The sequence below is a fragment of the Pseudomonas fluorescens genome (assembly GCF_902497895.1).
Taxonomy (GTDB): domain Bacteria; phylum Pseudomonadota; class Gammaproteobacteria; order Pseudomonadales; family Pseudomonadaceae; genus Aquipseudomonas; species Aquipseudomonas fluorescens_BP.
Map to the genome: position 1 here is coordinate 117,180 of NZ_CABVHQ010000001.1, position 22,534 is coordinate 139,713.

A 22,534-nucleotide genomic window follows, 5' to 3' on the forward strand; every position below is an offset into this window, starting at 1 on the left:
AACCTCAAGAACGCTGAGGTTTTCCCGGACCTTGCAAGCATCCCAAGCCACTTTATTAAAGGCAGACAAGAAGAATGAAAGCTTACGCCGTACCTTTCGAGAAGTTCGTCAACCTGGCCGATGCCCGTCTGGGCACCAAGATCATTTCGGTAACCGATGACTGGTTCGCTGACGCCAATCGGCTGTTCCAGCCGACTCCGGCAGTGTGGAAGGAGGGCGTTTTCGATGACAACGGCAAGTGGATGGACGGCTGGGAGTCGCGCCGCAAGCGCTTCGAAGGCTATGACAGCGCAGTAATCCGCCTGGGCGTGCCGGGTTCGATCAAAGGCGTGGACATCGACACTTCATTCTTCACCGGGAACTTCCCGCCATCTGCCTCGCTGGAAGCCTGCTTCCTGGCGCAAGGCGAACCGACTGAAGACACCCAGTGGGTCGAAGTGCTGTCGGCTGTCGAGTTGCAAGGCAACAGCCATCACTTCCACGAGATCAACAACGATCAAGCCTTCAGCCACTTGCGCTTCAATATCTACCCGGATGGCGGCGTGGCGCGTCTGCGCGTGTACGGCATTCCATTCCGCGACTGGTCGGCGGTCGGCGACAACGAACAGGTGGATCTGGCAGCAGCTCTCAATGGCGGTCGCGCCCTGGCCTGCTCTGACGAACACTTCGGGCGCATGAGCAACATCCTCAACCCGGGTCGCGGCATCAACATGGGCGACGGTTGGGAAACCGCCCGTCGTCGCACGCCTGGCAATGACTGGGTGATCGTCGCGCTGGGTCACCCGGGCGTAATCGAGAAAGTCATAGTCGACACCCTGCACTTCAAGGGCAACTACCCGGACACCTGCTCGATCCAGGGCGCGTTCGTCAAGGGCGGTACCGACAGCCAGATCGAAACCCAATCGCTGTTCTGGCGTGAATTGTTGCCGGCACAGAAGCTGGAAATGCACGCCGAACATAGCTTTGCCGAGCAGATCAAGGCACTGGGGCCGATTACCCATATCCGCCTGAACGTGTTCCCGGATGGGGGTGTGAGTCGCCTGCGGGTTCTCGGCAAGGTCGCTAAATAGGGATTGAAATGCAAAACCCGTGTAGGAACTGCCGCAGGCTGCGATCTTTTGATTTTAAAGATCAAAAGATCGCAGGCTTCGCCAGCTCCTACAGGGAACCATGCAAGACGCGGGAATGCAGTGAACCGCCAAGACGCGGGGATGCGCTGAACCGACAACGAACTCAAGATAAGAAGACCAGCATGCGCACATTGATGATTGAACCTTTGACCAAAGAAGCCTTCGCCCCTTTCGGTGACGTGATCGAAACCGATGGCAGCGATCACTTCATGATCAACAACGGTTCGACCATGCGCTTCCATCGTCTGGCCGAGGTGGAAACCGCCACGCCGGACGACAAGGCGATCATCAGCATCTTCCGCGCCGATGCGCAGGACATGCCGCTGACCGTGAGCATGCTGGAGCGTCATCCGCTGGGCAGCCAGGCTTTCATACCGCTGCTCGGCAACCCCTTTCTGATCGTGGTCGCGCCACTTGGCGATGTACCTGTATCAGGTTTGGTCCGCGCCTTCGTCACCAACGGCAGGCAGGGCATTAATTACCATCGCGGCGTCTGGCACCACCCGGTGCTGACGATCGAAAAGCGGGATGACTTCCTGGTGGTTGATCGCAGTGGCACAGGCAATAACTGCGATGAGCATTTTTTCAAAGAGGATGAGCGGTTGATCCTTGCCCCCCACCAATAAGAGAAGGTCTGATCACTCGACTACAGAGTGACAGGCGAGAGGTAAAGACTGTGGAAGCACATCTGTTGGAATGGCTGAACCTGAGCATTCGCTGGGTTCATATGATCACTGGCGTCGCCTGGATCGGCGCTTCGTTCTACTTTGTCTGGCTGGAAAACAACCTCAACCGGGTCAACCCGAAAGCCGGTCTGGCCGGCGACTTGTGGGCGATCCACGGTGGCGGTATCTACCACCTGGAAAAATACAAACTGGCTCCGCCAACCATGCCGGACAACCTGCACTGGTTCAAATGGGAAGCCTACTTCACCTGGATGTCGGGCATCGCGCTGATGTGCGTAGTGTTCTACGCCAACCCGACGCTGTACCTGCTGGCTCCCGGCAGCAGTCTGAGCGGACCTGAAGGTGTGGCCCTGGGCATCGCTTCGTTGTTCGCCGGCTGGTTCGTCTACTCGTTCCTGTGCGACTCGGCCCTGGGTAAACGCCCTGCCCTGCTCGGCCTGATCCTGTTCGTGCTGATCATCGGTGCGGCTTATGGCTTCAGCCAAGTGTTCAGCGGTCGCGGTGCGTACCTGCACGTTGGCGCCATTATTGGCACCATCATGGTCGGTAACGTGTTCCGCATCATCATGCCGGCACAGCGCGCATTGGTAGCGGCCATCGCCGAGAACCGCACGCCCGATCCGGCGCTGCCGGCCAAAGGCCTGTTGCGTTCACGGCACAACAACTATTTCACCTTGCCGGTGCTGTTCATCATGATCAGCAACCACTTCCCGAGCACCTACGGCAGCCAGTACAACTGGCTGATCCTGGCCGGGATCGCGGTACTGGCGGTGTTGGTGCGGCACTACTTCAACACCCGTCATAACAGCCATCAGTTCGCCTGGACCCTGCCGGTGGCGGCACTGGGCATGATCTGCCTGGCTTACGTGACCGGTCCGGCGCAGATGTCCAGCGCCCCTGAAGTGGCCAAGGCCCCGAAGATCGAGTATCAGCCGATACCGGGAACCGCGATCAGCGGTGCCAAGCCTGAAGCGGCTCCAGTGCCCGCACCTGCTGCGGCGCCGGCGCAAGCCGCTGCCGTCAAACCCGCGGGAGCGGACTTCGACAAGGTTCACAGCGTGATTCAGGAACGCTGCGCAGTGTGCCACTCGGCCAAACCCACCAGCCCGTTGTTCAGCACGGCACCGGCCGGCGTGATGTTCGATACCCCGCAGCAGATCCAGCAACAAGCCGCGCGGATTCAGGCACAGGCCGTCACCACGCAGATCATGCCACTGGGCAACATCACCCAGATGACCCAGCAGGAACGCGACCTGATCGGCGCCTGGATTGTTCAGGGAGCGCCGACTAACTAAGCACATACCAAGTCCTGTGGTATCGGGGCTTTTGTGGCGAGGGGGCTTGCCCCCGTTGGGTCGCGCAGCGGCCCCAAAACCTGCAACCGCGTTACATCAGACAGATCGCGTTTGCTGGATTTGCGACTGCTGCGCAGTCGAACGGGGGCAAGCCCCCTCGCCACAGGGTGGGTGCCTGGCCTTGAATGCCTTCCCAGAGACTCAAAAAAATGTCGGCAAATAGACGGCTGTTAAACCACAAGAATCACGCGCACCCGTACTGATCGCCAGCGGGCGGCCTTGGCCGCCCGATTCCAACCGCTCCAAACACTCCACGCATGACAGGCAGACCCGGCAGTAGCCCGGTCGCAGTCAGCGGCTGCCTGCGCCTTGACAATCAAGCCTGTTCTTGAGCAGCGGACTGCTGGCGGCCTCCCAGGCCATGGCCGGCGACTTGCTGCTCTGGCAGACCAACAGCCTGAGTTATCTGTATGGCAAGAATTTCAAGATCAATCCGTCGATCCAGCAGACAGTGACCTTCGAGCACGCCGACCGATGGAAGTACGGCGACACCTTCCTGTTCGTCGACAAGATTTTCTACAACGGTGACGAAGACCGCATCAAAGGTCCTCACGCCTTTTACGGCGAGTTCAGCCCGCGCTTCTCGTTCGGCAAGATCCTCGACCGGAAATTCGCCTACGGCCCGATCAAGGACGTGCTGCTGGCCATGACCTACGAGTATGGCGAAGGTGAAAGCGAGGCTTATCTGATCGGCCCCGGTTTCGACCTCGCGGTGCCTGGTTTCAATTACTTCAACCTGAATTTCTACCGCCGCCAGACCGAAGGCCCGCGCCCCGGCGACGGCGTCTGGCAAATCACCCCGTCGTGGTCCTATAGCATTCCCCTCGGCCGCTCGAACCTGCTGATCGACGGCTATCTGGACTGGGTGGTGGACAACGACCAGAACTCACGCGGCACCTACCACGCCAACCTGCACATCAATCCACAGATCAAATATGACCTGGGCAAAGCCCTGAACTGGCGCGAGAAGCAGGTCTACGTCGGTGCCGAATACAGCTACTGGAAAAACAAATACGGTATCCAGAGCAGCTCGAACCTGGACACCCATCAGAACACCGCGAGCCTGCTGCTCAAGGTGCATTTCTAAATGGCCCGCAAGGCTCCCCCGATGCGGCTGCAAGCGCTCTGTTACGGGGCACTTGAGCCATGTGGCGGGAGCCATTATTCTCCGCGGCCGCCCGAATCTGGTCTAAAAAAAACTCCAGATTTAAAACCTGACCAGAAAGCCAACTTATCCCGGCACCGGTCAGTCCAAAGGCTCCCCGATCAACTCTCAATCGACTGTTTCCAGGCAGTCGAGCGGGAGTTTTTTGGTTTTTTTGCCGTGGCTCAGTCCTTGCCAACAGCAATAAAACTGAGCGATCGGATGATTCTTATAGCAACGAAAAAAGGCGCCACACCAGAGCGCCGGTTCAAAAAACGTGGAACAACCTACTTTTGGGAGCAACCGAATGAAACGTATATGCACCAGCCTGATGCTTGCCGGATCCTTGTTGGCGGGCTGCCAGGCCATGGCCGGCGATTTGCTGTTCTGGCAGAACAATAGCCTGACCTACCTGTATGGCCAGAACTTCGAGGTCAATCCAGAGATCCAGCAAACCGTGACCTTCGAACATGCCGATGCCTGGAAATACGGCGATAACTTCATGTTCATCGACAAGATTTTCTATAACGGCAAGAAGGACAGCTTCGCCGGCCCGAACACCTATTACGGCGAGGTACAGCCGCGCCTGTCGTTCGGCAAGATCTTCGACCAGAAACTCGAATTCGGCCCGATCAAGGACGTGCTGCTGGCCATGACCTACGAGTTTGGCGAAGGCGACACCGAGTCCTACCTGATCGGCCCGGGCTTCGACCTGGCAATCCCCGGCTTCGACTACTTCCAGGTGAACTTTTACAACCGCCATACCGAAGGTTCGCGCGCTGGCGACAACGTCTGGCAGATTACGCCGGTCTGGGCCTACACCATTCCTGTCGGCAAATCGGACATCCTGATCGACGGTTTCATCGATTGGGTGGTCGACAACGACCAGAACGATAAAGGCACCTATCACGCCAACCTGCACATCAACCCGCAGGTCAAGTATGACCTGGGCAAGGCGCTTAACGTTGGCGAGAAGCAGTTGTATGTCGGTATCGAGTACGACTACTGGAAGAGCAAGTACGGGATCAAGGATAGCCAGTTCTTCGACACCGACCAGAACACCGTCAGCTTGTTGGTGAAGTTGCATTTCTGATCAATGTAACTTTGCATCGCCTGTCAGGGCCTCATCGCGAGCAAGCCCGCTCCCACATTGAATCGCGATCTAATGTGGGAGCGGCGGTGCGGCGATCCGACTTGCTCGCGATGGCCGCGCTGCAAATCTCAAGACAAGGCAGTAAACACCGGCACCCCCAAAAACCGGCACAACTCTTCGCGCTTGGCCAGGGCATCGCTGCGGCCAAGCTCGATCAGTTCACTGCAATACCCTGCTTCGAACAGCAAATAGCTGAGCACGCCGGCGCCGCTGGTCTTGGTCGCGCCCGGTCCGCGCAGGAACAGGCGCAAGGCGGCCGGCAGCTCATGGCGATGGCGGGCGGCGATTTCGTCGATTGGCTGGCTCGGGGCAATCACCAACACCTCCACCGGTGCTACGCCGAGACTGCGACTCGGGGTGCCTGTTGGCAGCAGATGGCTGAACTGATTCAAACGCTGCAACAACTCGATATCACTCTCCAGGCTGTCAATGAAGGTGCTGTTGAGCATGTGCCCGCCGATCTGCGCCAGCGTCGGTTGTAGCCCCGTATAGGCACGCTGCAACGGATTCTGCGGGTCGACCCCGCGAGGGTTGCCGCTGACCCCGACCACCAGCACCCGGCTCGCCCCCAGGTGCAGCGCCGGACTGATCGGTGCTGACTGACGCACTGCGCCGTCACCGAAATATTCCTGACCGAGTTTGACCGGAGCAAACAACAACGGGATCGCCGAACTGGCCAGCAAGTGTTCGACCGTCAGCTGAGTCGGCACGCCGATACGCCGATGACGCAACCAGGCTTCAATAGTGCCGCTGCCTTGATAGAAGGTTACCGCCTGACCGGATTCATAGCCGAAAGCCGTGACCGCCACCGCCTGCAAGTGTTTTTGCCGGATGGCTTCCTCGATCCCGGACAAATGCAGCTTGTTGTTCAACAAATGCCGTAACGGTGAACTGTTGATCAGCGCCACCGGCACTGCAGCGCCCAGCCCCAGCAGACTGTGTCCGACGAACCGGGCAGCCTGGCCGACCACCCCTGGCCAATCGCTGCGCATCACCTGATGGCTGCGAAAACCCTGCCAGAACGCCGTCAGCCGTTCGACCGCGCCGCCGAAGTCCATCGCCCCACTGGCCAGGCTGACCGCGTTGATCGCTCCGGCGGACGTGCCGACGATCACCGGAAACGGGTTCGGTGCAGCCACCGGCAGCAACTCGGCAATCGCTGCCAATACCCCAACCTGATACGCCGCCCGAGCCCCGCCGCCGGAAAGAATCAAACCTGTGACCGGTTCAGCTGGGCTCATCGCAACACTCCATGGTGCTTGGGGGCAATCAATCTGACGCTGCTGCGTCAGCCACGCTTCTGATACAACTTCGGCTCACCGGGCGGGCGGGTCTTGAACCGCCGGTGGGCCCAGAGGTACTGCTCCGGGCACTCGCGCAACACCGCTTCGACCCATTGATTGATCCGCAGGCAATCGGCTTCTTCGCTTTCCCCCGGGAACTGCGTCAGGGGCGGGTGGATAACCAGACGGTAGCCGCTGCCATCGGCCAGGCGCCGCTGGGTAAAAGGCACCACCTGGGCTTTACCCAATCGAGCGAACTTGCTGGTAGCGGTGACCGTCGCCGCCGGGACGCCGAACAAGGGCACGAACAGGCTCTGCTTGGCGCCGTAATCCTGGTCCGGCGCATACCAGATCGCGCGGCCGGCACGCAGCAGTTTGAGCATGCCACGCACGTCTTCGCGCTCCACTGCCAAGGACTCGGGGTTATGTCGCTCGCGGCCACGACGCTGGATAAAGTCAAACAGCGGGTTCTTGTGCTCGCGGTACATGCCGTCGATGGTGTGCTGCTGGCCGAGCAATGCCGCGCCGATTTCCAGGGTGGTGAAATGCACGGCCATCAGGATCACGCCCTTGCCCTCGCGCTGGGCCTGGGTCAGGTGCTCCAGCCCTTCAATGTGGGCCAGACGCGCCAGACGCGGTTTGGACCACCACCAGCTCATGGCCATTTCGAAAAAGGCAATCCCGGTGGAAGCGAAATTATCTTTGAGCAGGCGTTTGCGCTCGGCGGCGGACTTTTCCGGGAAACACAGCTCCAGGTTACGTTTGGCGATGCGCCGTCGGTCGCCGGCCACTTGATACATCAAGGCACCCAGTGCGCGGCCGATCTTCAGCAACAGCGGATAGGGCAACTGAACGATCAGCCACAGCAGGCCGAGGCCAAACCACAGTGGCCAGAAGCGCGGATGTAAAAATGCAGCTCTAAAACGCGGGCGATCCATTACAGATTCCGGACAGACAACAAGGCCGCGCATTCTACATCGGTTCGACTCGGGTTGCGGCTCGCGGGCGTTCTCGTTATAAGTCTCGGCACTTTCAGTGACAAGCCGTTTAATGCCGATCATGAGCCGAACCGAACCGCTAGACCAAGATCCTGTGTTCCAGTTGAAGGGCAGCATGCTCGCCATTACGGTGCTGGAACTGGCCCGCAACGACCTCGAAGGTCTCGACCGCCAGTTGGCCGCCAAGGTCGCCCAGGCGCCGAACTTCTTCAGCAACGCCCCGCTGGTGCTGGCCCTGGACAAGCTTCCAGCCGGCGAAGGCGCCGTCGACCTGCCCGCGCTGATGCGCATCTGTCGCCAGCATGGCCTGCGCACCCTGGCCATCCGCGCCAGCCGCATCGAAGACATTGCCGCGGCCATCGCGGTCGACCTTCCCGTGCTGCCACCTTCCGGTGCTCGGGAGCGGCCGCTCGATCAGGAGGGCGAAATCAGGAAAAAACCGGAAAAACCGCCGGAACCGAGCATAAAACCTACCAAAATCATCACTTCGCCGGTGCGCGGCGGACAACAGATCTATGCTCAGGGTGGCGATCTGGTGGTGGTGTCTTCGGTCAGTCCCGGCGCGGAACTTCTCGCCGATGGCAACATCCATGTATACGGCCCCATGCGCGGTCGTGCCCTGGCTGGAGTCAAGGGTGATATCAGGGCCAGAATTTTTTGTCAGCAAATGAGTGCCGAACTGTTATCGATCGCCGGGCAATACAAGGTTTCCGAAGACCTGCGTCGCGATCCGCTGTGGGGCTCGGGAGTTCAGATCAGCCTGTCGGGTGATATGTTGAACATCACTCGTCTTTAACGGATACTGCCGCATTTTCCAAGCATCTCTAAAACCTAGCGAAAACGGCTTAAACGAAGTAGGAAATCGGCGAAAAGCAGGTTTTACCCAAGGTAAATCCGCTTCGAAGCGAGTTTCAGCGAAAGCTGTTCGACCGCAGTTGTTTTCAAGAGATGTTTTTCAGGGGCTAAAAGTCCTTTTTCCTTAGGGGTGAAACACCTTGGCCAAGATTCTCGTGGTTACATCCGGCAAGGGTGGTGTGGGTAAGACCACCACCAGCGCCGCTATCGGTACCGGCCTCGCTCTGCGCGGTCACAAAACAGTCATCGTCGACTTCGACGTCGGTTTGCGTAACCTCGACCTGATCATGGGCTGCGAACGCCGCGTGGTGTACGACTTCGTCAACGTAGTCAATGGCGAAGCGAATCTGCAGCAAGCCCTGATCAAAGACAAGCGCCTGGAAAACCTCTACGTGCTGGCCGCCAGTCAGACCCGCGACAAAGACGCGCTGACCCAGGAAGGCGTGGAAAAAGTGCTGATGGAGCTCAAGGAGACCTTCGAATTCGTGGTCTGCGACTCCCCTGCCGGTATCGAGAAAGGCGCCCACCTGGCCATGTACTTCGCTGATGAAGCGATCATTGTGACCAACCCTGAAGTGTCCTCGGTACGTGACTCCGACCGCATGCTGGGCCTGCTGGCGAGCAAATCGCGCCGCGCCGAAAAAGGCGAAGAGCCGATCAAGGAACACTTGCTGCTGACCCGCTACAACCCGGAGCGTGTGACCAAGGGCGAAATGCTCGGCGTCGAAGACGTCAAGGACATCCTCGCGGTGGCCTTGCTGGGCGTCATTCCGGAATCCCAAGCAGTACTCAAGGCTTCGAACCAGGGCGTGCCTGTGATCCTCGACGACCAAAGCGACGCCGGCCAGGCGTACAGCGATGCCGTCGACCGTCTGTTGGGCAAAACCGTGGAGCATCGTTTTCTCGATGCACAGAAGAAGGGATTCTTCGAGCGCCTGTTTGGAGGCAAATAGATAATGAACATTTTTGACTTCTTTCGTGCCACTAAAAAGGTAAACACCGCGTCGGTCGCGAAAGAGCGTCTACAGATCATCGTGGCGCACGAACGCGGCCAACGCACCACCCCGGACTACCTGCCAGCCTTGCAGAAGGAACTGGTCGAGGTGATCCGCAAATACGTCAATATCGGGTCCGATGACGTGCATGTCGCCCTGGAAAACCAGGGCAGCTGCTCGATTCTGGAACTCAATATCACCCTGCCTGATCGCTGATCAATCCGGCTGGAGCCACGGCGGCTCGGTCCCTTCCGCCTCTGTAGGAGCTGCCGTAGGCTGCGATCTTTTGATCTTCTGCTTGAGACTCAAGTGGAATCGAGAAAAAGATCGCAGCCTGCGGCAGCTCCTACAAGGGGCGCGGGGGTGTCCGAGTCGCCGTTGGCGTTTGTTACGAGGCTGTTTTAATGCCGTTGTCGAATATCCGCATCATCCATCAGGACGCCGCCGTTCTGGTGGTGGACAAGCCTACCCTGTTGCTTTCCGTGCCCGGCCGGGCCGAAGACAACAAGGACTGCCTGATCACCCGCCTGCAAGAAAACGGCTACCCGGAGGCGCGAATCGTCCATCGCCTGGACTGGGAAACCTCCGGCATCATCCTGCTGGCCCGCGACCCTGACACTCACCGCGAGTTGTCTCGGCAGTTTCATGACCGGGAAACCGAAAAAGCCTACACCGCGCTCTGCTGGGGCCAACCGGAACTGGACAGCGGCAGCATAGACCTGCCGTTGCGCTACGACCCGCCGACCAAACCGCGGCATGTGGTGGACCATGAGTTCGGCAAAAACGCCCTGACCTTCTGGCGAGTGCTGGAGCGTTGTGGCGACTGGTGCCGGGTTGAACTGACACCGATCACCGGCCGTTCGCACCAGTTGCGCGTGCACATGCTCTCCATCGGCCACCCGCTGCTGGGCGACGGGCTGTATGCCCATCCGCAAGCCTTGGCGGCCTGGCCACGCCTGTGCCTGCATGCGAGCATGCTCAGCTTCACCCACCCGCAAACGGGCGAACGCTTGCGCTTCGAGTGCCCGGCACCGTTCTAAGCCAGGTAAATACCCCCTGTGTGTAGGAGCTGCCGAAGGCTGCGATCTTTTGATCTTTTGATCTTCTGCTTGAGACTCAAGTGAAATCGAGAAAAAGATCGCAGCCTGCGGCAGCTCCTACACGAGCCGTCCAGCACCCAACCTGCGACCAATACGGTAAACTCCCGCCATTGCTGTCTGGAGTTACTTATGCGCGAAGAGTTGAACCAAGGCCTGATTGACTTCCTCAAGGCCTCCCCTACCCCGTTTCATGCCACCGCCAGTCTTGTCCAGCGTCTGGAAGCGGCGGGCTACAAGCGCCTCGATGAGCGCGAGCCCTGGACTACCGAAGCCAACGGCCGCTACTACGTCACCCGCAATGACTCCTCCATTGTCGCCATAAAGCTCGGCCGGCACTCACCGCTGCACAGCGGGATCCGTCTGGTCGGCGCTCACACCGACAGCCCGTGCCTGCGAGTCAAGCCTCAGCCTGAACTGCAACGCCAGGGTTTCTGGCAACTGGGCGTCGAAGTCTATGGCGGCGCCTTGCTCGCCCCCTGGTTCGACCGTGATCTGTCGCTGGCCGGGCGTGTGACCTTCCGTCGTGACGGCAAGGTCGAGAGCCAGTTGATCGATTTCAAACTGCCGATCGCCACCATCCCCAACCTGGCCATTCACCTCAATCGCGACGCCAACCTGGGCTGGCCGATCAACGCGCAAACCGAACTGCCGCCGATCCTCGCGCAGTTTGCCGGTGATGAGCGGGTCGACTTCCGCGCCGTATTGACCGACCAGCTTGCTCGCGAACATGACCTGAATGCCGACGTGGTGCTCGATTACGAGCTGAGTTTCTACGACACCCAAAGCGCCGCGATCATTGGCCTGCATGGCGACTTCATCGCCGGCGCACGGCTGGACAATCTGCTTTCGTGCTATGCGGGGCTGCAAGCCTTGCTCAACACCGAGACCGACGAAACCTGCGTGCTGGTCTGCAATGACCACGAAGAAGTCGGTTCAAGCTCCGCCTGCGGCGCCGATGGTCCGATGCTCGAGCAAACCTTGCGCCGCCTGTTACCCGAAGGTGATGAGTTCGTACGGACCATTCAGAAATCACTGCTGGTCTCGGCCGACAACGCCCATGGCGTTCATCCCAACTACGCGGACAAACACGATGCAAACCACGGCCCGAAACTCAATGCCGGCCCGGTGATCAAGGTCAACAGCAACCAACGCTACGCCACCAACAGTGAAACCGCGGGCTTCTTCCGCCATCTGTGCATGGCTGAAGAAGTGCCGGTACAAAGCTTTGTGGTGCGCAGCGACATGGGCTGTGGGTCCACCATCGGCCCGATCACCGCCAGCCACCTGGGCGTGCGCACCGTGGACATCGGCCTGCCAACCTTTGCCATGCACTCGATCCGCGAACTGTGCGGCAGCCATGACCTGGCACATCTGGTGAAAGTGCTCGGCGCGTTCTACGCCAGTCGCGATTTGCCGTAAAGCCATTCGCGAGCGTGCCCTTGTAGGAGCGAGCTTGCTCGCGATGGACGTTAACGATAACGCGTGTTTTCTGAATAAACGCGCCGCCCTTGAATCCATCGCGAGCAAGCTCGCTCCTACAAGATACCTCAGCCCCTATCGCGAAAAAGCATCCTAGACTCAGACTTGGTCCCTTCGACAAGGTAGTCGCCATGATTTCGATGTCTGCATTCCACTCCATGCTCTTGCCTATCCTGGCAGGCATGATCCTGTTGGCCATCGGTTACAACTTTCGCGATAAAAACGCCGGCATCTTCAGCATGTGGATCGGCATGCTGCTGATCTTCGCCACCGTGGTGTACAAGATCCTCGCCAAACTCGCCGAATAACCCAGCCGCGGGCCCGAAAGCCAAGATCAAAAGATCGCAGCCTGCGGCAGCTCCTACAGTACATCCACCCCGACATGAATCGCATCATGGCGCCAGAACTCCAGATCACAATCGATCAACCTCCCATGTTGATCGTAATTGACCCGGGCAATCCTCAACCCGGGGCTGCCGACCGAAACCTTCAAGGCCGCCGCCGCTTCCACCTGCAACGCAGTCGGTACGATTTCAAAACGTACCCGCCCGTAATGCAGATCGTAATGCCGCGCATAGAGCTCGGTAATCGACTGGTTCAGATCGAACTCGAGAATCCGCGGAAAATACTGCGGATTGAGGTAGTGCTCGACATACAGCACCAGCCGCCCATCGATACTTCTTGCGCGGCAGATCTGGATCACGCTCGATAGCGCCGGCAACTGCAACCAGGCACAGACCGCCGCCGACGCCGGTTGCAAGCGCGCCGAAATCACTTCGGTGGACGGCAGCCGCCCCTGGGCACTGACCATCGCGTGGAAGTGACTGCGCTGCATCAGGTTGTAGGCCAGGCGTGGTGGCGAGACAAACCAGCCGCGGCGTTCTTCTCGGTAAATCTGCCCTTGCGCTTCCAGCTGCAACAACGCTTCACGCACAGTGATTCGCGTAGTTGCGAACAACTCACTGAGTTTGCGCTCAGCCGGCAGTTTGCCACCGGGCGGCAACAGACGGTGTTCGATCTGTTCCTGCAACACCTGCCCAATGGTTGTCACCGCTTTGGTTGCCTCTTCACGCATCAAGGTTACCTATCTGGACTAGACCAGCACTGTTTCCGGGCCGAGCCGTGCTTGAAATCGGCTCCTTCAGCTCTGTGCAAGCCTAGGCACAGCAGATGACTGACAGATGACAAAGCCGCCCAACGGTTGATCCAGACACCTGCAATTTAATGACCAAGTCCTTTCATATCAGCCTATTAGTCATGGTCTACGCTTATCTCGCAGCGTCCGTACCCGAGTTCGATAAATATTTGCCGGCATGACAACGACATCAGAATGTCATCCAGCCCGCTTAAATTGGCTCAAGTATTGCTGACCTAGACCAACCAACCCCAAGACTGTAGCTAAAAACGCAGCGTTGAAAACGCCCAAAGGAGCTTCGGATGAAACAGCTTTTCCTGGCATCACTGTTAGGCTCGACCATTGTCATGTGCACCGCGGCCATGGCGGCTGATACCGATTTAAAAGCCCTGGAGGCCGCTGCGCGAGCGGAAGGTGCGGTCAATAGCGTCGGCATGCCCGATGACTGGGCCAACTGGAGAGGCACTTGGGAAGACCTGGCGAAGATCTATGGCCTCAAGCACATCGACACCGACATGAGCTCGGCCCAGGAAATTGCCAAGTTCGCCGCGGAAAAAGACAACGCCAGCGCTGATATCGGCGATGTCGGCGCAGCGTTCGGGCCCATCGCGGTCAAACAGGCCGTGGTCCAGCCTTACAAGCCAAGCACCTGGGGTCAGATCCCGGATTGGGCGAAAGATAAGGACGGTAACTGGGCGCTGGCCTACACCGGCACCATTGCGTTCATCATCAACAAAAAACTGCTGCACGGCTCCGAAGCCCCGACCAAATGGGCAGACCTGGAGAAAGGCAAATACAAGGTTTCCATCGGTGACGTAAGCACCGCAGCCCAGGCTGCCAACGGCGTGCTGGCGGCGGCCATCTCCAAGGGCGGCGATGAAAAGAACATTCAGCCGGCGCTGTTGATGTTCGCCGAGATCGCCAAGCAAGGTCGTCTGTCGATGGCCAACCCGACCATTGCCACCATGGAAAAGGGTGAAATCGAAGTCGGCGTGGTCTGGGACTTCAACGGTCTGAGCTACCGCAACAAGATGGTCAACAAGGACGATTACATCGTGCTGATCCCGTCTGACGGCTCGGTCATTTCCGGTTACACCACCATTATCAATAAATACGCGAAACACCCGAACGCCGCCAAACTGGCTCGCGAGTACATCTTCAGCGATGCCGGCCAGACCAATCTGGCGCGCGGCAATGCCCGGCCGATCCGTGCCGAACACCTGAAGCTGCCGGCTGACGTACAGGCGCAACTGCTGCCGAACGAACAGTACAAAAAGGTCACGCCAATCAAAGACGCCGATGCCTGGGAAAAGACCTCCAAAGGCCTTCCGCAGAAATGGCAGGAAGAAGTCATTATTAATATGCAGTAATGCTGCATCCGTAGGAGCTGCCGAAGGCTGCGATCTTTTCCAGGCTCACTCGAGTCCCAAGTCAAAGATCAAAAGATCGCAGGCTTCGCCAGCTCCTACGCCGACCGAGTACACAGGCAATCCCTTGCTGAACGCCAATCCTGTAGGAGCTGCCGATAGGCTGCGATCTTTTTCTCAGGCTCACTTGAGTCCCAAGTCAAAGACCAAAAGATCAAAAGATCGCAGGCTTCGCCAGCTCCTACGACGCGGAGTCCTCGTCTCTATGAAATACAACGTCATCCTTGTGGTGCTCGATGGTCTGAATTACCAAGTCGCCCGGCATGCCATGGGGCACCTCCTGGCCTACACCGGCGCAGGTCGCGCGGCGCTGTATAAAATCGAGTGCGAACTGCCGGCACTGTCCCGACCGCTCTATGAATGCATTCTGACTGGCGTTACGCCGATCGACAGCGGCATCGTCCATAACAACGTTTCGCGCCTGTCCAATCAGCGCAGCGTATTTCATTACGCCACTGATGCCGGGCTCAGCACTGCAGCTGCGGCCTATCACTGGATCAGCGAGCTGTACAACCGTTCGCCCTTCAATGCGGCGCGTGATCGCCACACCAGCGCTGCGGATCTGCCGATCCAGCATGGGCATTTCTACTGGAGCGACCACTACCCGGATTCGCACCTGTTCGCCGATGCGGAAAACCTGCGCCTGCGGCACTTGCCGAATTTTCTGCTGGTACACCCCATGAACATTGACGACGCCGGGCACAAGCACGGCCTCGATACCCCCCAGTACCGCAACAGCGCTCGCTCGGCCGACATCATCCTCGCCGACTATCTGCAAGGCTGGCTCGACGCTGGTTATCAGGTGCTGGTGACCGCCGACCACGGCATGAACAATGACCGCTCGCACAACGGTCTGCTCGCCGAGGAACGTGAAGTGCCGCTGTTTGTCCTCGGCGATGCCTTCAGCCTCGATCCCGGCGCCGCGCCAAAACAGACCGAGCTCTGCGGGACTATCTGCGAATTGCTGGGCGTCGCCCACGACAAACCTGTCTGCCGGGAGCTGTTGAAGTGAACTCGATCACTCGTGGCAAATGGCTGGCGGTGCTGTGCCTGGTGCCCTTTGCACTGTTCTTTATCGTGTTCCAGATCGCCCCGCTGTTCTGGGTGATGATCCACAGCGTGCAATCGGAAGAGTTCGGCTGGGGCCTGGCGAACTTCAGCAAGATCTTCAACTCGAAATTCTATCTGCAGGCCATTCAATACAGCCTGGAGATCAGCTTCTGGTCCAGCGTCTTCGGGATCATCATTGCTGTGCTGGGCAGCTACTCGCTGCGCCAGGTCGACTCGCGCCTGCGCAATTTCGTCAACGCCTTCGCCAACATGACCAGCAACTTTACCGGGGTGCCGCTGGCCTTTGCCTTCATCATTCTGCTGGGCTTCAACGGCACCTTCACTATCATGCTCAAGCAGGCCGGGATCATTCAGGATTTCAACCTGTACTCCAAGACCGGGCTGATCATCCTCTACACCTATTTCCAGATCCCGCTGGGGGTGCTGCTGCTCTACCCGGCCTTCGACGCTCTGCGCGAAGACTGGCGTGAATCCGCCGCCCTGCTGGGGGCCAATGGCTGGCAGTACTGGCGGCACATCGGCCTGCCGGTGCTGACCCCGGCGCTGCTCGGGACCTTCGTGATCCTGCTGGCCAATGCCCTTGGCGCCTACGCCACGGTGTATGCGCTGACGACCGGCAACTTCAACGTGCTGACGATCCGCGTCGCGGCGATGGTCTCCGGCGACATCTCCCTGGACCCGAATATGGCCAGCGCCCTGGCCGTGGTGCTGGTGGCGCTGATGACCCTGGTCACCCTCGTGCATCAATTGCTGTTAAAGAGGAGCTACCATGTCTCGCGCTGAAATCGGCCCGGCTGTCCTCTATCATCGGATAGTGGTGTACCTGCTGTTTGCCATTCTCTTGCTGCCGCTGGCCGGAACGCTGGTCTACTCGATCGCCAGCAGTTGGTCGGCGACCATTGTGCCCAGCGGTTTTACCCTCAAATGGTACGTCCAGCTATGGAGCGACCCGCGGTTTCTCGGGGCTTTCGGTCAGTCGTTGCTGGTTTGTGTCGGCGCGCTGGTGCTGTCAGTGGTGCTGATTCTGCCGCTGCTGTTCGTGGTGCATTACCACTTTCCCAGGCTCGACGCGCTGATGAACATCCTGATCCTGTTGCCCTTCGCGATACCGCCGGTGGTGTCTTCGGTGGGGCTGTTGCAGCTCTATGGTTCCGGGCCGTTCGCGATGGTCGGCACGCCATGGATCCTGATCGGCTGCTACTTCACTGTGGCGCTGCCGTTCATGTACCGGGCAATCACCAACAACCTGCAGGCGATCAACCTGCGCGACCTGATGGACTCCGCTCAACTGCTCGGCGCCAGCACCTGGCAGGCAGCGTTCCTGGTGGTCCTGCCAAACCTGCGCAAGGGCTTGATGGTGGCGTTGCTGCTGTCCTTCTCGTTCCTCTTCGGTGAGTTCGTGTTCGCTAACATCCTGGTCGGCACTCGCTACGAGACCTTGCAGGTCTACCTGAATAACATGCGTAACAGCAGTGGTCACTTCACCAGTGCGCTGGTGATCTCCTACTTCTTCTTTGTACTGGTTCTGACCTGGGTTGCCAATTTCTTGAACAAGGACAAAAGCTTATGAGCTTCGTCAGCGTCCAGCACCTGCAGAAAAACTACTCGGGCACCACAGTGTTCAGCGACATCAACTGCGAGATCCAGAAAGGTGAGTTCGTCACGCTGCTCGGCCCATCCGGCTGCGGCAAGTCCACGCTGCTGCGCTGCATCGCCGGGCTGACCGCGGTGGACGGCGGCAAGATCCTCCTCGATGACCACGACCTGGTCCCGCTAAGCCCACAAAAACGCGGGATCGGCATGGTGTTCCAGAGTTATGCGCTGTTCCCCAACATGACCGTGGAGCAAAACGTCGCGTTCGGCCTGCGCATGCAGAAGGTCAATGCCGACGACAGCCGCAAGCGGGTACTCGAGGTCCTGCAATTGGTGGAATTGACCGAGTTTGCCGGGCGTTATCCGCATCAGCTGTCCGGTGGCCAAAGCCAACGGGTGGCCCTGGCCCGCTCGCTGGTGACCCGGCCACGCCTGCTGCTGCTGGATGAACCACTGTCGGCGCTGGATGCGCGGATTCGCAAACACCTGCGCGAACAGATCCGGCAGATTCAGCGCGAGCTGGGGCTGACGACAATTTTTGTCACTCACGATCAGGAAGAAGCCCTGACCATGTCTGACCGGATTTTCTTGATGAACCAGGGAAAGATCGTACAAAGCGGCGATGCCGAGACCCTCTACACTGCGCCAGTGGACGTGTTCGCCGCAGGTTTTATCGGCAACTACAACCTGCTGGATGCCGACAGCGCCAGCAAACTGCTGCAACGGCCGATCAGTGGGCGTATCGCCATTCGGCCGGAAGCCATCGAGTTGAGCCTGACCGGTGAACTCGACGCGCAGGTTCGCAGCCATAGCCTGCTGGGGAACGTGATTCGTTACCGCATCGAAGCGCGCGGCGTGGAACTGGTGGTCGATGTGCTGAACCGTTCAGCGGCTGATATGCATGCCGACGGTCAACGGCTGGCGCTTTCCATCGATCCGACGGCCCTGCGTGAGGTAGCCTGATGTTTTTGATGCGCCTGATTATTTTGAAGAGAGAGTTGCACTGATGGCTTTGGCAATTTTTGATCTGGATGAAACCCTGATCCATGGCGACTGCGCTACCTTGTGGAGCGAACAGATGGGCCGCCTCGGCTGGGTTGATGGCGAGTCCTTCATGCAGCGCAACAACGAGCTGATGGACGCCTACAGCCATGGCAAGCTGAACATGGAGGACTACATGGCCTTCAGCCTGGAACCGATAGCGGGGCGCACGCCGGAAGAGCTCGAGCACCTGGTGGCACCCTGGGTCGAGGATGTGATCGAGCCGATCATCTTCAGCGACGCCTGCAAAGCCATCGCCGCACACCGCAAGGCCGGCGACCGGATCCTGGTGATCTCGGCCTCTGGCACGCACCTGGTCAAACCGATTGCCGAGCGGCTGGGCATCGACGAGATATTGGCGATCGAGTTGGAAGTGAGCCACGGAGTCTACAGCGGCAAGACCCTCGGCACCCTGACCTACCGCGAAGGCAAGATCACCCGTCTGCTGGAGTGGCTGGACACCGAAGAGGAAAACCTCGAAGGCGCGAGCTTCTACTCGGACTCACGCAACGATTTGCCATTGTTGCTGAAAGTCGACTTCCCCCATGTGGTCAATCCGGATCCGGTGTTGCTTGAACACGCCGAAAAATCCGGGTGGCCGATACATCAGTGGAAGTAGCCGTACTGGATGACCAATGTGGAGGGGGCTTGTTGTGGCGAGGGGGCTTGCCCCCGCTGGGGCGCGCAGCGGCCCTAAAATCGGCGATTGCGTTCCATCAGACAAAAATCCGATTACCGGATTACGACTGCTTCGCAGCCGAGCGGGGGCAAGCCCCCTCGCCACACTTGCCCGCGAAGCTTTTAAAGTTTCAGACCAGACTCTCGTCAATCACCAACACCAGTTTGCCCGACACCTTGTTGGTCGCAAGCTCCGCAAACGCCGCTTCAGCGTCCTTGATCGGGAAGGCCCTGGCCAGTTGCGGGCTGAGGCGCCCTTCGCCGAACAGCGGCCAGACGTGCTGGCTCAGGTCGCTGAACAGGTCGGCCTTGAATTGCTCATCCCGACTGCGCAGGGTCGATCCCAGCAGTTGCACCCGCTTGGCCAGCACCTGAGCCAGGTCCACCTGCGCCTGGCGACCGCCCATCAGACCGATCAACACCCAGCGCCCATCGCGCGCCAATAGCTTCAGGTTCAGTTCGGCATAATTGGCCCCCACCGGATCGAGGATGACGTCAAACGGCCCAACATCGTTCAAGCTTTCCAGACCATCGGTACGGACCACCCCGCCCTGTGCGCCCAAAGCCTCACAGTACGCCAGCCGATCCGCCGAACCGACACTCACCCAGCATGGGTTGCCAAATGCCTTGCACAACTGAATAGCCGCCGAGCCGACACCGCTGGCACCCGCGTGCAACAGCACTTTCTCGCCGGGCTTGAGCGCAGCCAGCTGGAACAGGTTCAACCACGCGGTGCTGTAGACCTCGGGCAACGCCGCCGCTTCGACCAGCGACATACCCTCAGGTACCGGCAACACGTGACGACCATCAACCACCACCTCCTCGGCCATGCCTCCACCGGCCAGCAACGCGCAGACGCGATCGCCAACCTGCCAGGTCGAACCCGGCCCGACTTCGCTGATTACCCCGGAACACTCCAGCCCCAATACCTGGCTGGCACCCGGTGGCGCGGGATAGAGCCCCGCTCGCTGTAACAGATCGGCCCGGTTCAAGCCGGCAGCCGCCACTCGAATGCGAACTTGCCCTACATCACATACGGGACTTGGCTCTTCTACCCATACCGCTTGACCTTCCACGCCTTGCAATGCTTTCACAGTGCCTCCATAGTGAGTTCTGAACTGAGCCCGTTGATGTAGCGTCGGGTTTTTTGCATTATGCGACCGGCCCCAATGGAACCGGCGACTTCAAAGACGGCCTAATATGCGTTATCAATTGCCCCCGCGTCGAATCAGCATGAAGCATTTGTTCCCCAGTACCGCCCTAGCTTTTTTAATTGGTCTCGGCCTTTTGCCGTTCTCGACCCCTTCGTTCGCAGCCAATAGCTGGGACAAGCTTCAGCCCGATCGTGAGGAGGTAATCGCCAGCCTTAACGTCGTCGAATTGCTCAAGCGCCATCATTACAGCAAGCCGCCCCTCGATGACGCGCGCTCGGTGATTATCTATGACAGCTACCTGAAGCTGCTGGATCCGTCGCGCAGTTACTTTCTCGCCAGCGATATTGCCGAGTTCGACAAATGGAAAAACCAATTTGACGATTTCCTCAAAAGCGGCGACCTGAAACCCGGTTTCACCATCTACAAGCGTTATCTGGACCGTGTCAAAGCGCGTCTGGACTTCACCTTGAGCGAACTGAACAAAGGCGTCGACAAACTCGACTTCACCGTCAAGGAGAACTTGCTGATCGATCGCAAGGATGCTCCATGGCTCAAGACCACCGCAGAACTGGACGACCTGTGGCGCAAACGCGTCAAGGACGAAGTCCTGCGCATGAAGATCTCCGGCAAAGAGCCCAAGGCGATTCAAGAGCTGCTGACCAAGCGCTACAAGAATCAACTGGCGCGCCTCGACCAGACCCGTGCCGAAGACATCTTCCAGGCTTACATTAACACCTTCGCCATGTCCTACGACCCGCACACCAACTATCTGTCGCCAGATAACGCGGAGAACTTCGACATCAATATGAGCCTGTCGCTGGAAGGCATCGGCGCCGTGTTGCAGAGCGACAATGACCAGGTAAAAGTCGTGCGGCTGGTGCCGGCAGGCCCGGCAGACAAGACCAAACAGGTTGCACCGGCCGACAAGATCATCGGCGTCGCCCAGGGCGACAAGGAAATGGTCGATGTGGTCGGCTGGCGTCTGGACGAAGTGGTCAAGCTGATCCGCGGACCGAAAGGCTCGGTGGTGCGTCTGGAAGTGATTCCGGCCAGCAATGCGCCGAATGACCAGACCAGCAAGATCGTTGCCATCACTCGCGAAGCGGTGAAACTGGAAGAGCAGGCGGCGAAAAAGTCGATCCTCAAGCTGAAACAGGACGGCAAGGACTACAAGCTCGGGATTATTGAAATTCCGGCCTTCTACCTTGACTTCAAAGCCTTCCGCGCCGGTGATCCGGATTACAAGAGCACCACCCGCGATGTGAAGAAGCTGCTGACCGAACTGCAAAAAGACAAAGTCGACGGCGTGGTCATCGATCTGCGTAACAACGGCGGTGGGTCGCTGCAGGAAGCTACCGAACTGACCAGTCTGTTTATCGACAAAGGTCCGACCGTGCTGGTGCGTAATGCCGACGGCCGGGTCGATGTGCTGGAAGACGAAAACCCGGGTGCCTTCTACAAAGGACCGATGGCCTTGCTGGTCAACCGCCTGTCGGCTTCGGCTTCGGAAATTTTTGCCGGCGCCATGCAGGACTACCATCGCGCGTTGATCGTCGGCGGCCAGACCTTCGGCAAAGGTACCGTGCAGACTATCCAGCCGCTGAATCACGGCGAGCTGAAACTGACACTGGCCAAGTTCTACCGGGTTTCCGGGCAGAGCACCCAGCATCAGGGCGTGCTGCCGGATATCGATTTCCCGTCGATCCTCGACACCAAGGAAATCGGCGAGAGCGCCCTGCCCGAGGCCATGCCGTGGGACACCATCCGTCCTGCGATCAAGCCCGCTCTGGATCCGTTCAAACCATTTTTGTCGCAACTCAAGTCCGAGCATGACGTACGTAGCGCCAAGGACGCGGAGTTCGTGTTCATCCGCGACAAACTGGCCCTGGCCCAGAAGCTGATGACCGAAAAAACTGTCAGCCTCTACGAAGTCGAACGTCGGGCGCAGCACTCCGATATCGATGCCAAGCAGCTGGTGATGGAAAACATCCGCCGCAAGGCCAAGGGTGAGGAGCCGCTCAAGGAGCTGAAGAAAGAAGACGAAGACGCGCTCGCGGTCGAGCCGGACAAGACCAAACCGGAAGACGATGCCTACCTGAGCGAAACCGGGCGAATTCTGCTGGATTACTTGAAGCTCAACACTGCGGTAGCCAAGCACTGACGATGATGGCAACTTAATGTGATCGTTCCCCGGAGCGTCATCAAATAGTCATCATTCTGTCGTGAAATACAGGACTGGACGCCCATGGTGTCCAGT

Annotated in this window: 22 protein-coding genes; 18 read left to right on the plus strand and 4 right to left on the minus strand. The window is 58.8% G+C overall.

The features are described from left to right. The first annotated feature begins 74 nt into the window (after window positions 1–74). From alc to F8N21_RS00505, 5 genes are all read left to right on the plus strand, one after another. Window positions 75–1,070 (plus strand): allantoicase, encoded by a 996-nt coding sequence (gene alc / locus F8N21_RS00485; protein ID WP_150640231.1) that lies wholly within the window; start codon window positions 75–77, stop codon window positions 1,068–1,070. A 182-nt stretch (window positions 1,071–1,252) separates the two neighbouring features. Then, the gene (locus F8N21_RS00490; protein ID WP_150640232.1) at window positions 1,253–1,756 is read left to right on the plus strand and encodes an ureidoglycolate lyase; all 504 of its coding nucleotides are present in this window, start codon (window positions 1,253–1,255) and stop codon (window positions 1,754–1,756) included. A gap of 50 nt (window positions 1,757–1,806) precedes the next feature. Continuing rightward, on the plus strand, window positions 1,807–3,111 hold the full coding sequence (locus F8N21_RS00495) for a urate hydroxylase PuuD (protein WP_150640233.1): 1,305 nt from the start codon (window positions 1,807–1,809) through the stop codon (window positions 3,109–3,111). 421 nt (window positions 3,112–3,532) lie between these two features. Continuing rightward, entirely contained in the window at window positions 3,533–4,258 is a 726-nt protein-coding gene (locus F8N21_RS00500; RefSeq protein ID WP_150640345.1) for an outer membrane protein OmpK, read from the plus strand. Window positions 4,259–4,622: 364 nt separating this feature from the next. Next, window positions 4,623–5,408 (plus strand): outer membrane protein OmpK, encoded by a 786-nt coding sequence (locus F8N21_RS00505; RefSeq protein ID WP_150640234.1) that lies wholly within the window; start codon window positions 4,623–4,625, stop codon window positions 5,406–5,408. Between the two features lie 128 nt (window positions 5,409–5,536). Here F8N21_RS00505 and F8N21_RS00510 read toward each other — a convergent pair whose 3' ends face one another. After that, a complete protein-coding gene (locus F8N21_RS00510) occupies window positions 5,537–6,709 on the minus strand; it encodes a patatin-like phospholipase family protein (RefSeq protein ID WP_150640235.1) in 1,173 nt (390 codons plus the stop codon). A 47-nt stretch (window positions 6,710–6,756) separates the two neighbouring features. Beyond that, window positions 6,757–7,689 carry a lipid A biosynthesis lauroyl acyltransferase gene (locus F8N21_RS00515; RefSeq protein ID WP_150640236.1) on the minus strand — a complete coding sequence of 311 codons (933 nt, stop codon included), beginning with the start codon at window positions 7,687–7,689 and terminating at the stop codon, window positions 6,757–6,759. A 121-nt stretch (window positions 7,690–7,810) separates the two neighbouring features. Here F8N21_RS00515 and minC point away from each other — a divergent pair, with 121 nt between their 5' ends. The 6 genes from minC to F8N21_RS30375 all read left to right on the plus strand — a co-directional run bounded on the left by minC (window position 7,811) and on the right by F8N21_RS30375 (window position 12,486). Then, complete coding sequence (gene minC / locus F8N21_RS00520; RefSeq protein ID WP_150640237.1) at window positions 7,811–8,545, plus strand: septum site-determining protein MinC; 735 nt, start codon at window positions 7,811–7,813, stop codon at window positions 8,543–8,545. Window positions 8,546–8,744: 199 nt separating this feature from the next. After that, window positions 8,745–9,557, plus strand: coding sequence for a septum site-determining protein MinD (gene minD / locus F8N21_RS00525; protein ID WP_150640238.1), 813 nt, complete (start codon window positions 8,745–8,747; stop codon window positions 9,555–9,557). Between the two features lie 3 nt (window positions 9,558–9,560). Next, window positions 9,561–9,815: a cell division topological specificity factor MinE gene (gene minE / locus F8N21_RS00530; RefSeq protein ID WP_150640239.1), complete on the plus strand. Its 255-nt coding sequence runs from the start codon at window positions 9,561–9,563 to the stop codon at window positions 9,813–9,815. A 188-nt stretch (window positions 9,816–10,003) separates the two neighbouring features. Beyond that, entirely contained in the window at window positions 10,004–10,639 is a 636-nt protein-coding gene (locus F8N21_RS00535; protein ID WP_150640240.1) for an RluA family pseudouridine synthase, read from the plus strand. A gap of 189 nt (window positions 10,640–10,828) precedes the next feature. Continuing rightward, the gene (locus F8N21_RS00540) at window positions 10,829–12,118 is read left to right on the plus strand and encodes a M18 family aminopeptidase (RefSeq protein WP_150640241.1); all 1,290 of its coding nucleotides are present in this window, start codon (window positions 10,829–10,831) and stop codon (window positions 12,116–12,118) included. Between the two features lie 191 nt (window positions 12,119–12,309). Then, window positions 12,310–12,486: a hypothetical protein gene (locus tag F8N21_RS30375; RefSeq protein ID WP_191624147.1), complete on the plus strand. Its 177-nt coding sequence runs from the start codon at window positions 12,310–12,312 to the stop codon at window positions 12,484–12,486. Window positions 12,487–12,539: 53 nt separating this feature from the next. Here the strand turns inward: F8N21_RS30375 and F8N21_RS00545 are convergent, their stop codons facing one another. After that, window positions 12,540–13,253, minus strand: a complete 714-nt coding sequence (locus tag F8N21_RS00545; RefSeq protein WP_150640242.1) for a UTRA domain-containing protein — start codon at window positions 13,251–13,253, stop codon at window positions 12,540–12,542. A 362-nt stretch (window positions 13,254–13,615) separates the two neighbouring features. On the opposite strand from F8N21_RS00545, the gene F8N21_RS00550 reads away from it, so the two are divergent. The 6 genes from F8N21_RS00550 (at window position 13,616) to F8N21_RS00575 (ending at window position 19,064) form a co-directional block, all read left to right on the plus strand. Further along, on the plus strand, window positions 13,616–14,683 hold the full coding sequence (locus F8N21_RS00550) for an extracellular solute-binding protein (RefSeq protein WP_150640243.1): 1,068 nt from the start codon (window positions 13,616–13,618) through the stop codon (window positions 14,681–14,683). Between the two features lie 262 nt (window positions 14,684–14,945). Beyond that, window positions 14,946–15,752 (plus strand): alkaline phosphatase family protein, encoded by an 807-nt coding sequence (locus F8N21_RS00555; RefSeq protein ID WP_150640244.1) that lies wholly within the window; start codon window positions 14,946–14,948, stop codon window positions 15,750–15,752. Continuing rightward, the gene (locus F8N21_RS00560; protein WP_150640245.1) at window positions 15,749–16,594 is read left to right on the plus strand and encodes an ABC transporter permease; all 846 of its coding nucleotides are present in this window, start codon (window positions 15,749–15,751) and stop codon (window positions 16,592–16,594) included. The genes F8N21_RS00555 and F8N21_RS00560 overlap by 4 nt, the downstream gene beginning before the upstream one ends. Continuing rightward, window positions 16,581–17,381 carry an ABC transporter permease gene (locus F8N21_RS00565; RefSeq protein ID WP_150640246.1) on the plus strand — a complete coding sequence of 267 codons (801 nt, stop codon included), beginning with the start codon at window positions 16,581–16,583 and terminating at the stop codon, window positions 17,379–17,381. Before F8N21_RS00560 ends, F8N21_RS00565 begins: the two co-directional genes overlap by 14 nt. Then, window positions 17,378–18,367: an ABC transporter ATP-binding protein gene (locus F8N21_RS00570; RefSeq protein ID WP_150640247.1), complete on the plus strand. Its 990-nt coding sequence runs from the start codon at window positions 17,378–17,380 to the stop codon at window positions 18,365–18,367. The genes F8N21_RS00565 and F8N21_RS00570 overlap by 4 nt, the downstream gene beginning before the upstream one ends. A gap of 43 nt (window positions 18,368–18,410) precedes the next feature. After that, on the plus strand, window positions 18,411–19,064 hold the full coding sequence (locus tag F8N21_RS00575; RefSeq protein WP_150640248.1) for an HAD family hydrolase: 654 nt from the start codon (window positions 18,411–18,413) through the stop codon (window positions 19,062–19,064). Between the two features lie 190 nt (window positions 19,065–19,254). On the opposite strand, the gene F8N21_RS00580 is transcribed toward F8N21_RS00575, so the two are convergent. Then, on the minus strand, window positions 19,255–20,217 hold the full coding sequence (locus F8N21_RS00580; protein ID WP_150640249.1) for a zinc-binding dehydrogenase: 963 nt from the start codon (window positions 20,215–20,217) through the stop codon (window positions 19,255–19,257). Window positions 20,218–20,356: 139 nt separating this feature from the next. On the opposite strand from F8N21_RS00580, the gene F8N21_RS00585 reads away from it, so the two are divergent. After that, window positions 20,357–22,438 (plus strand): carboxy terminal-processing peptidase, encoded by a 2,082-nt coding sequence (locus F8N21_RS00585; protein ID WP_191624149.1) that lies wholly within the window; start codon window positions 20,357–20,359, stop codon window positions 22,436–22,438. The last annotated feature ends 96 nt before the right edge of the window (window positions 22,439–22,534 follow it).

What these genes read in the sequence shown, in the direction of transcription:
- F8N21_RS00570 (WP_150640247.1), top strand. Translation starts at nt 17,378, where the DNA reads ATGAGCTTCGTCAGCGTCCAGCACCTGCAGAAAAACTACTCGGGCACC.
- F8N21_RS00505 (WP_150640234.1), top strand. Translation starts at nt 4,623, where the DNA reads ATGAAACGTATATGCACCAGCCTGATGCTTGCCGGATCCTTGTTGGCG.
- F8N21_RS00565 (WP_150640246.1), top strand. Translation starts at nt 16,581, where the DNA reads ATGTCTCGCGCTGAAATCGGCCCGGCTGTCCTCTATCATCGGATAGTG.
- F8N21_RS30375 (WP_191624147.1), top strand. Translation starts at nt 12,310, where the DNA reads ATGATTTCGATGTCTGCATTCCACTCCATGCTCTTGCCTATCCTGGCA.
- F8N21_RS00540 (WP_150640241.1), top strand. Translation starts at nt 10,829, where the DNA reads ATGCGCGAAGAGTTGAACCAAGGCCTGATTGACTTCCTCAAGGCCTCC.
- F8N21_RS00585 (WP_191624149.1), top strand. Translation starts at nt 20,357, where the DNA reads ATGAAGCATTTGTTCCCCAGTACCGCCCTAGCTTTTTTAATTGGTCTC.
- F8N21_RS00510 (WP_150640235.1), bottom strand. Translation starts at nt 6,709, where the DNA reads ATGAGCCCAGCTGAACCGGTCACAGGTTTGATTCTTTCCGGCGGCGGG.
- F8N21_RS00535 (WP_150640240.1), top strand. Translation starts at nt 10,004, where the DNA reads ATGCCGTTGTCGAATATCCGCATCATCCATCAGGACGCCGCCGTTCTG.
- minC (WP_150640237.1), top strand. Translation starts at nt 7,811, where the DNA reads ATGAGCCGAACCGAACCGCTAGACCAAGATCCTGTGTTCCAGTTGAAG.
- F8N21_RS00490 (WP_150640232.1), top strand. Translation starts at nt 1,253, where the DNA reads ATGCGCACATTGATGATTGAACCTTTGACCAAAGAAGCCTTCGCCCCT.
- F8N21_RS00515 (WP_150640236.1), bottom strand. Translation starts at nt 7,689, where the DNA reads ATGGATCGCCCGCGTTTTAGAGCTGCATTTTTACATCCGCGCTTCTGG.
- alc (WP_150640231.1), top strand. Translation starts at nt 75, where the DNA reads ATGAAAGCTTACGCCGTACCTTTCGAGAAGTTCGTCAACCTGGCCGAT.
- F8N21_RS00555 (WP_150640244.1), top strand. Translation starts at nt 14,946, where the DNA reads ATGAAATACAACGTCATCCTTGTGGTGCTCGATGGTCTGAATTACCAA.
- F8N21_RS00500 (WP_150640345.1), top strand. Translation starts at nt 3,533, where the DNA reads ATGGCCGGCGACTTGCTGCTCTGGCAGACCAACAGCCTGAGTTATCTG.
- F8N21_RS00550 (WP_150640243.1), top strand. Translation starts at nt 13,616, where the DNA reads ATGAAACAGCTTTTCCTGGCATCACTGTTAGGCTCGACCATTGTCATG.
- minE (WP_150640239.1), top strand. Translation starts at nt 9,561, where the DNA reads ATGAACATTTTTGACTTCTTTCGTGCCACTAAAAAGGTAAACACCGCG.
- F8N21_RS00575 (WP_150640248.1), top strand. Translation starts at nt 18,411, where the DNA reads ATGGCTTTGGCAATTTTTGATCTGGATGAAACCCTGATCCATGGCGAC.
- F8N21_RS00545 (WP_150640242.1), bottom strand. Translation starts at nt 13,253, where the DNA reads ATGCGTGAAGAGGCAACCAAAGCGGTGACAACCATTGGGCAGGTGTTG.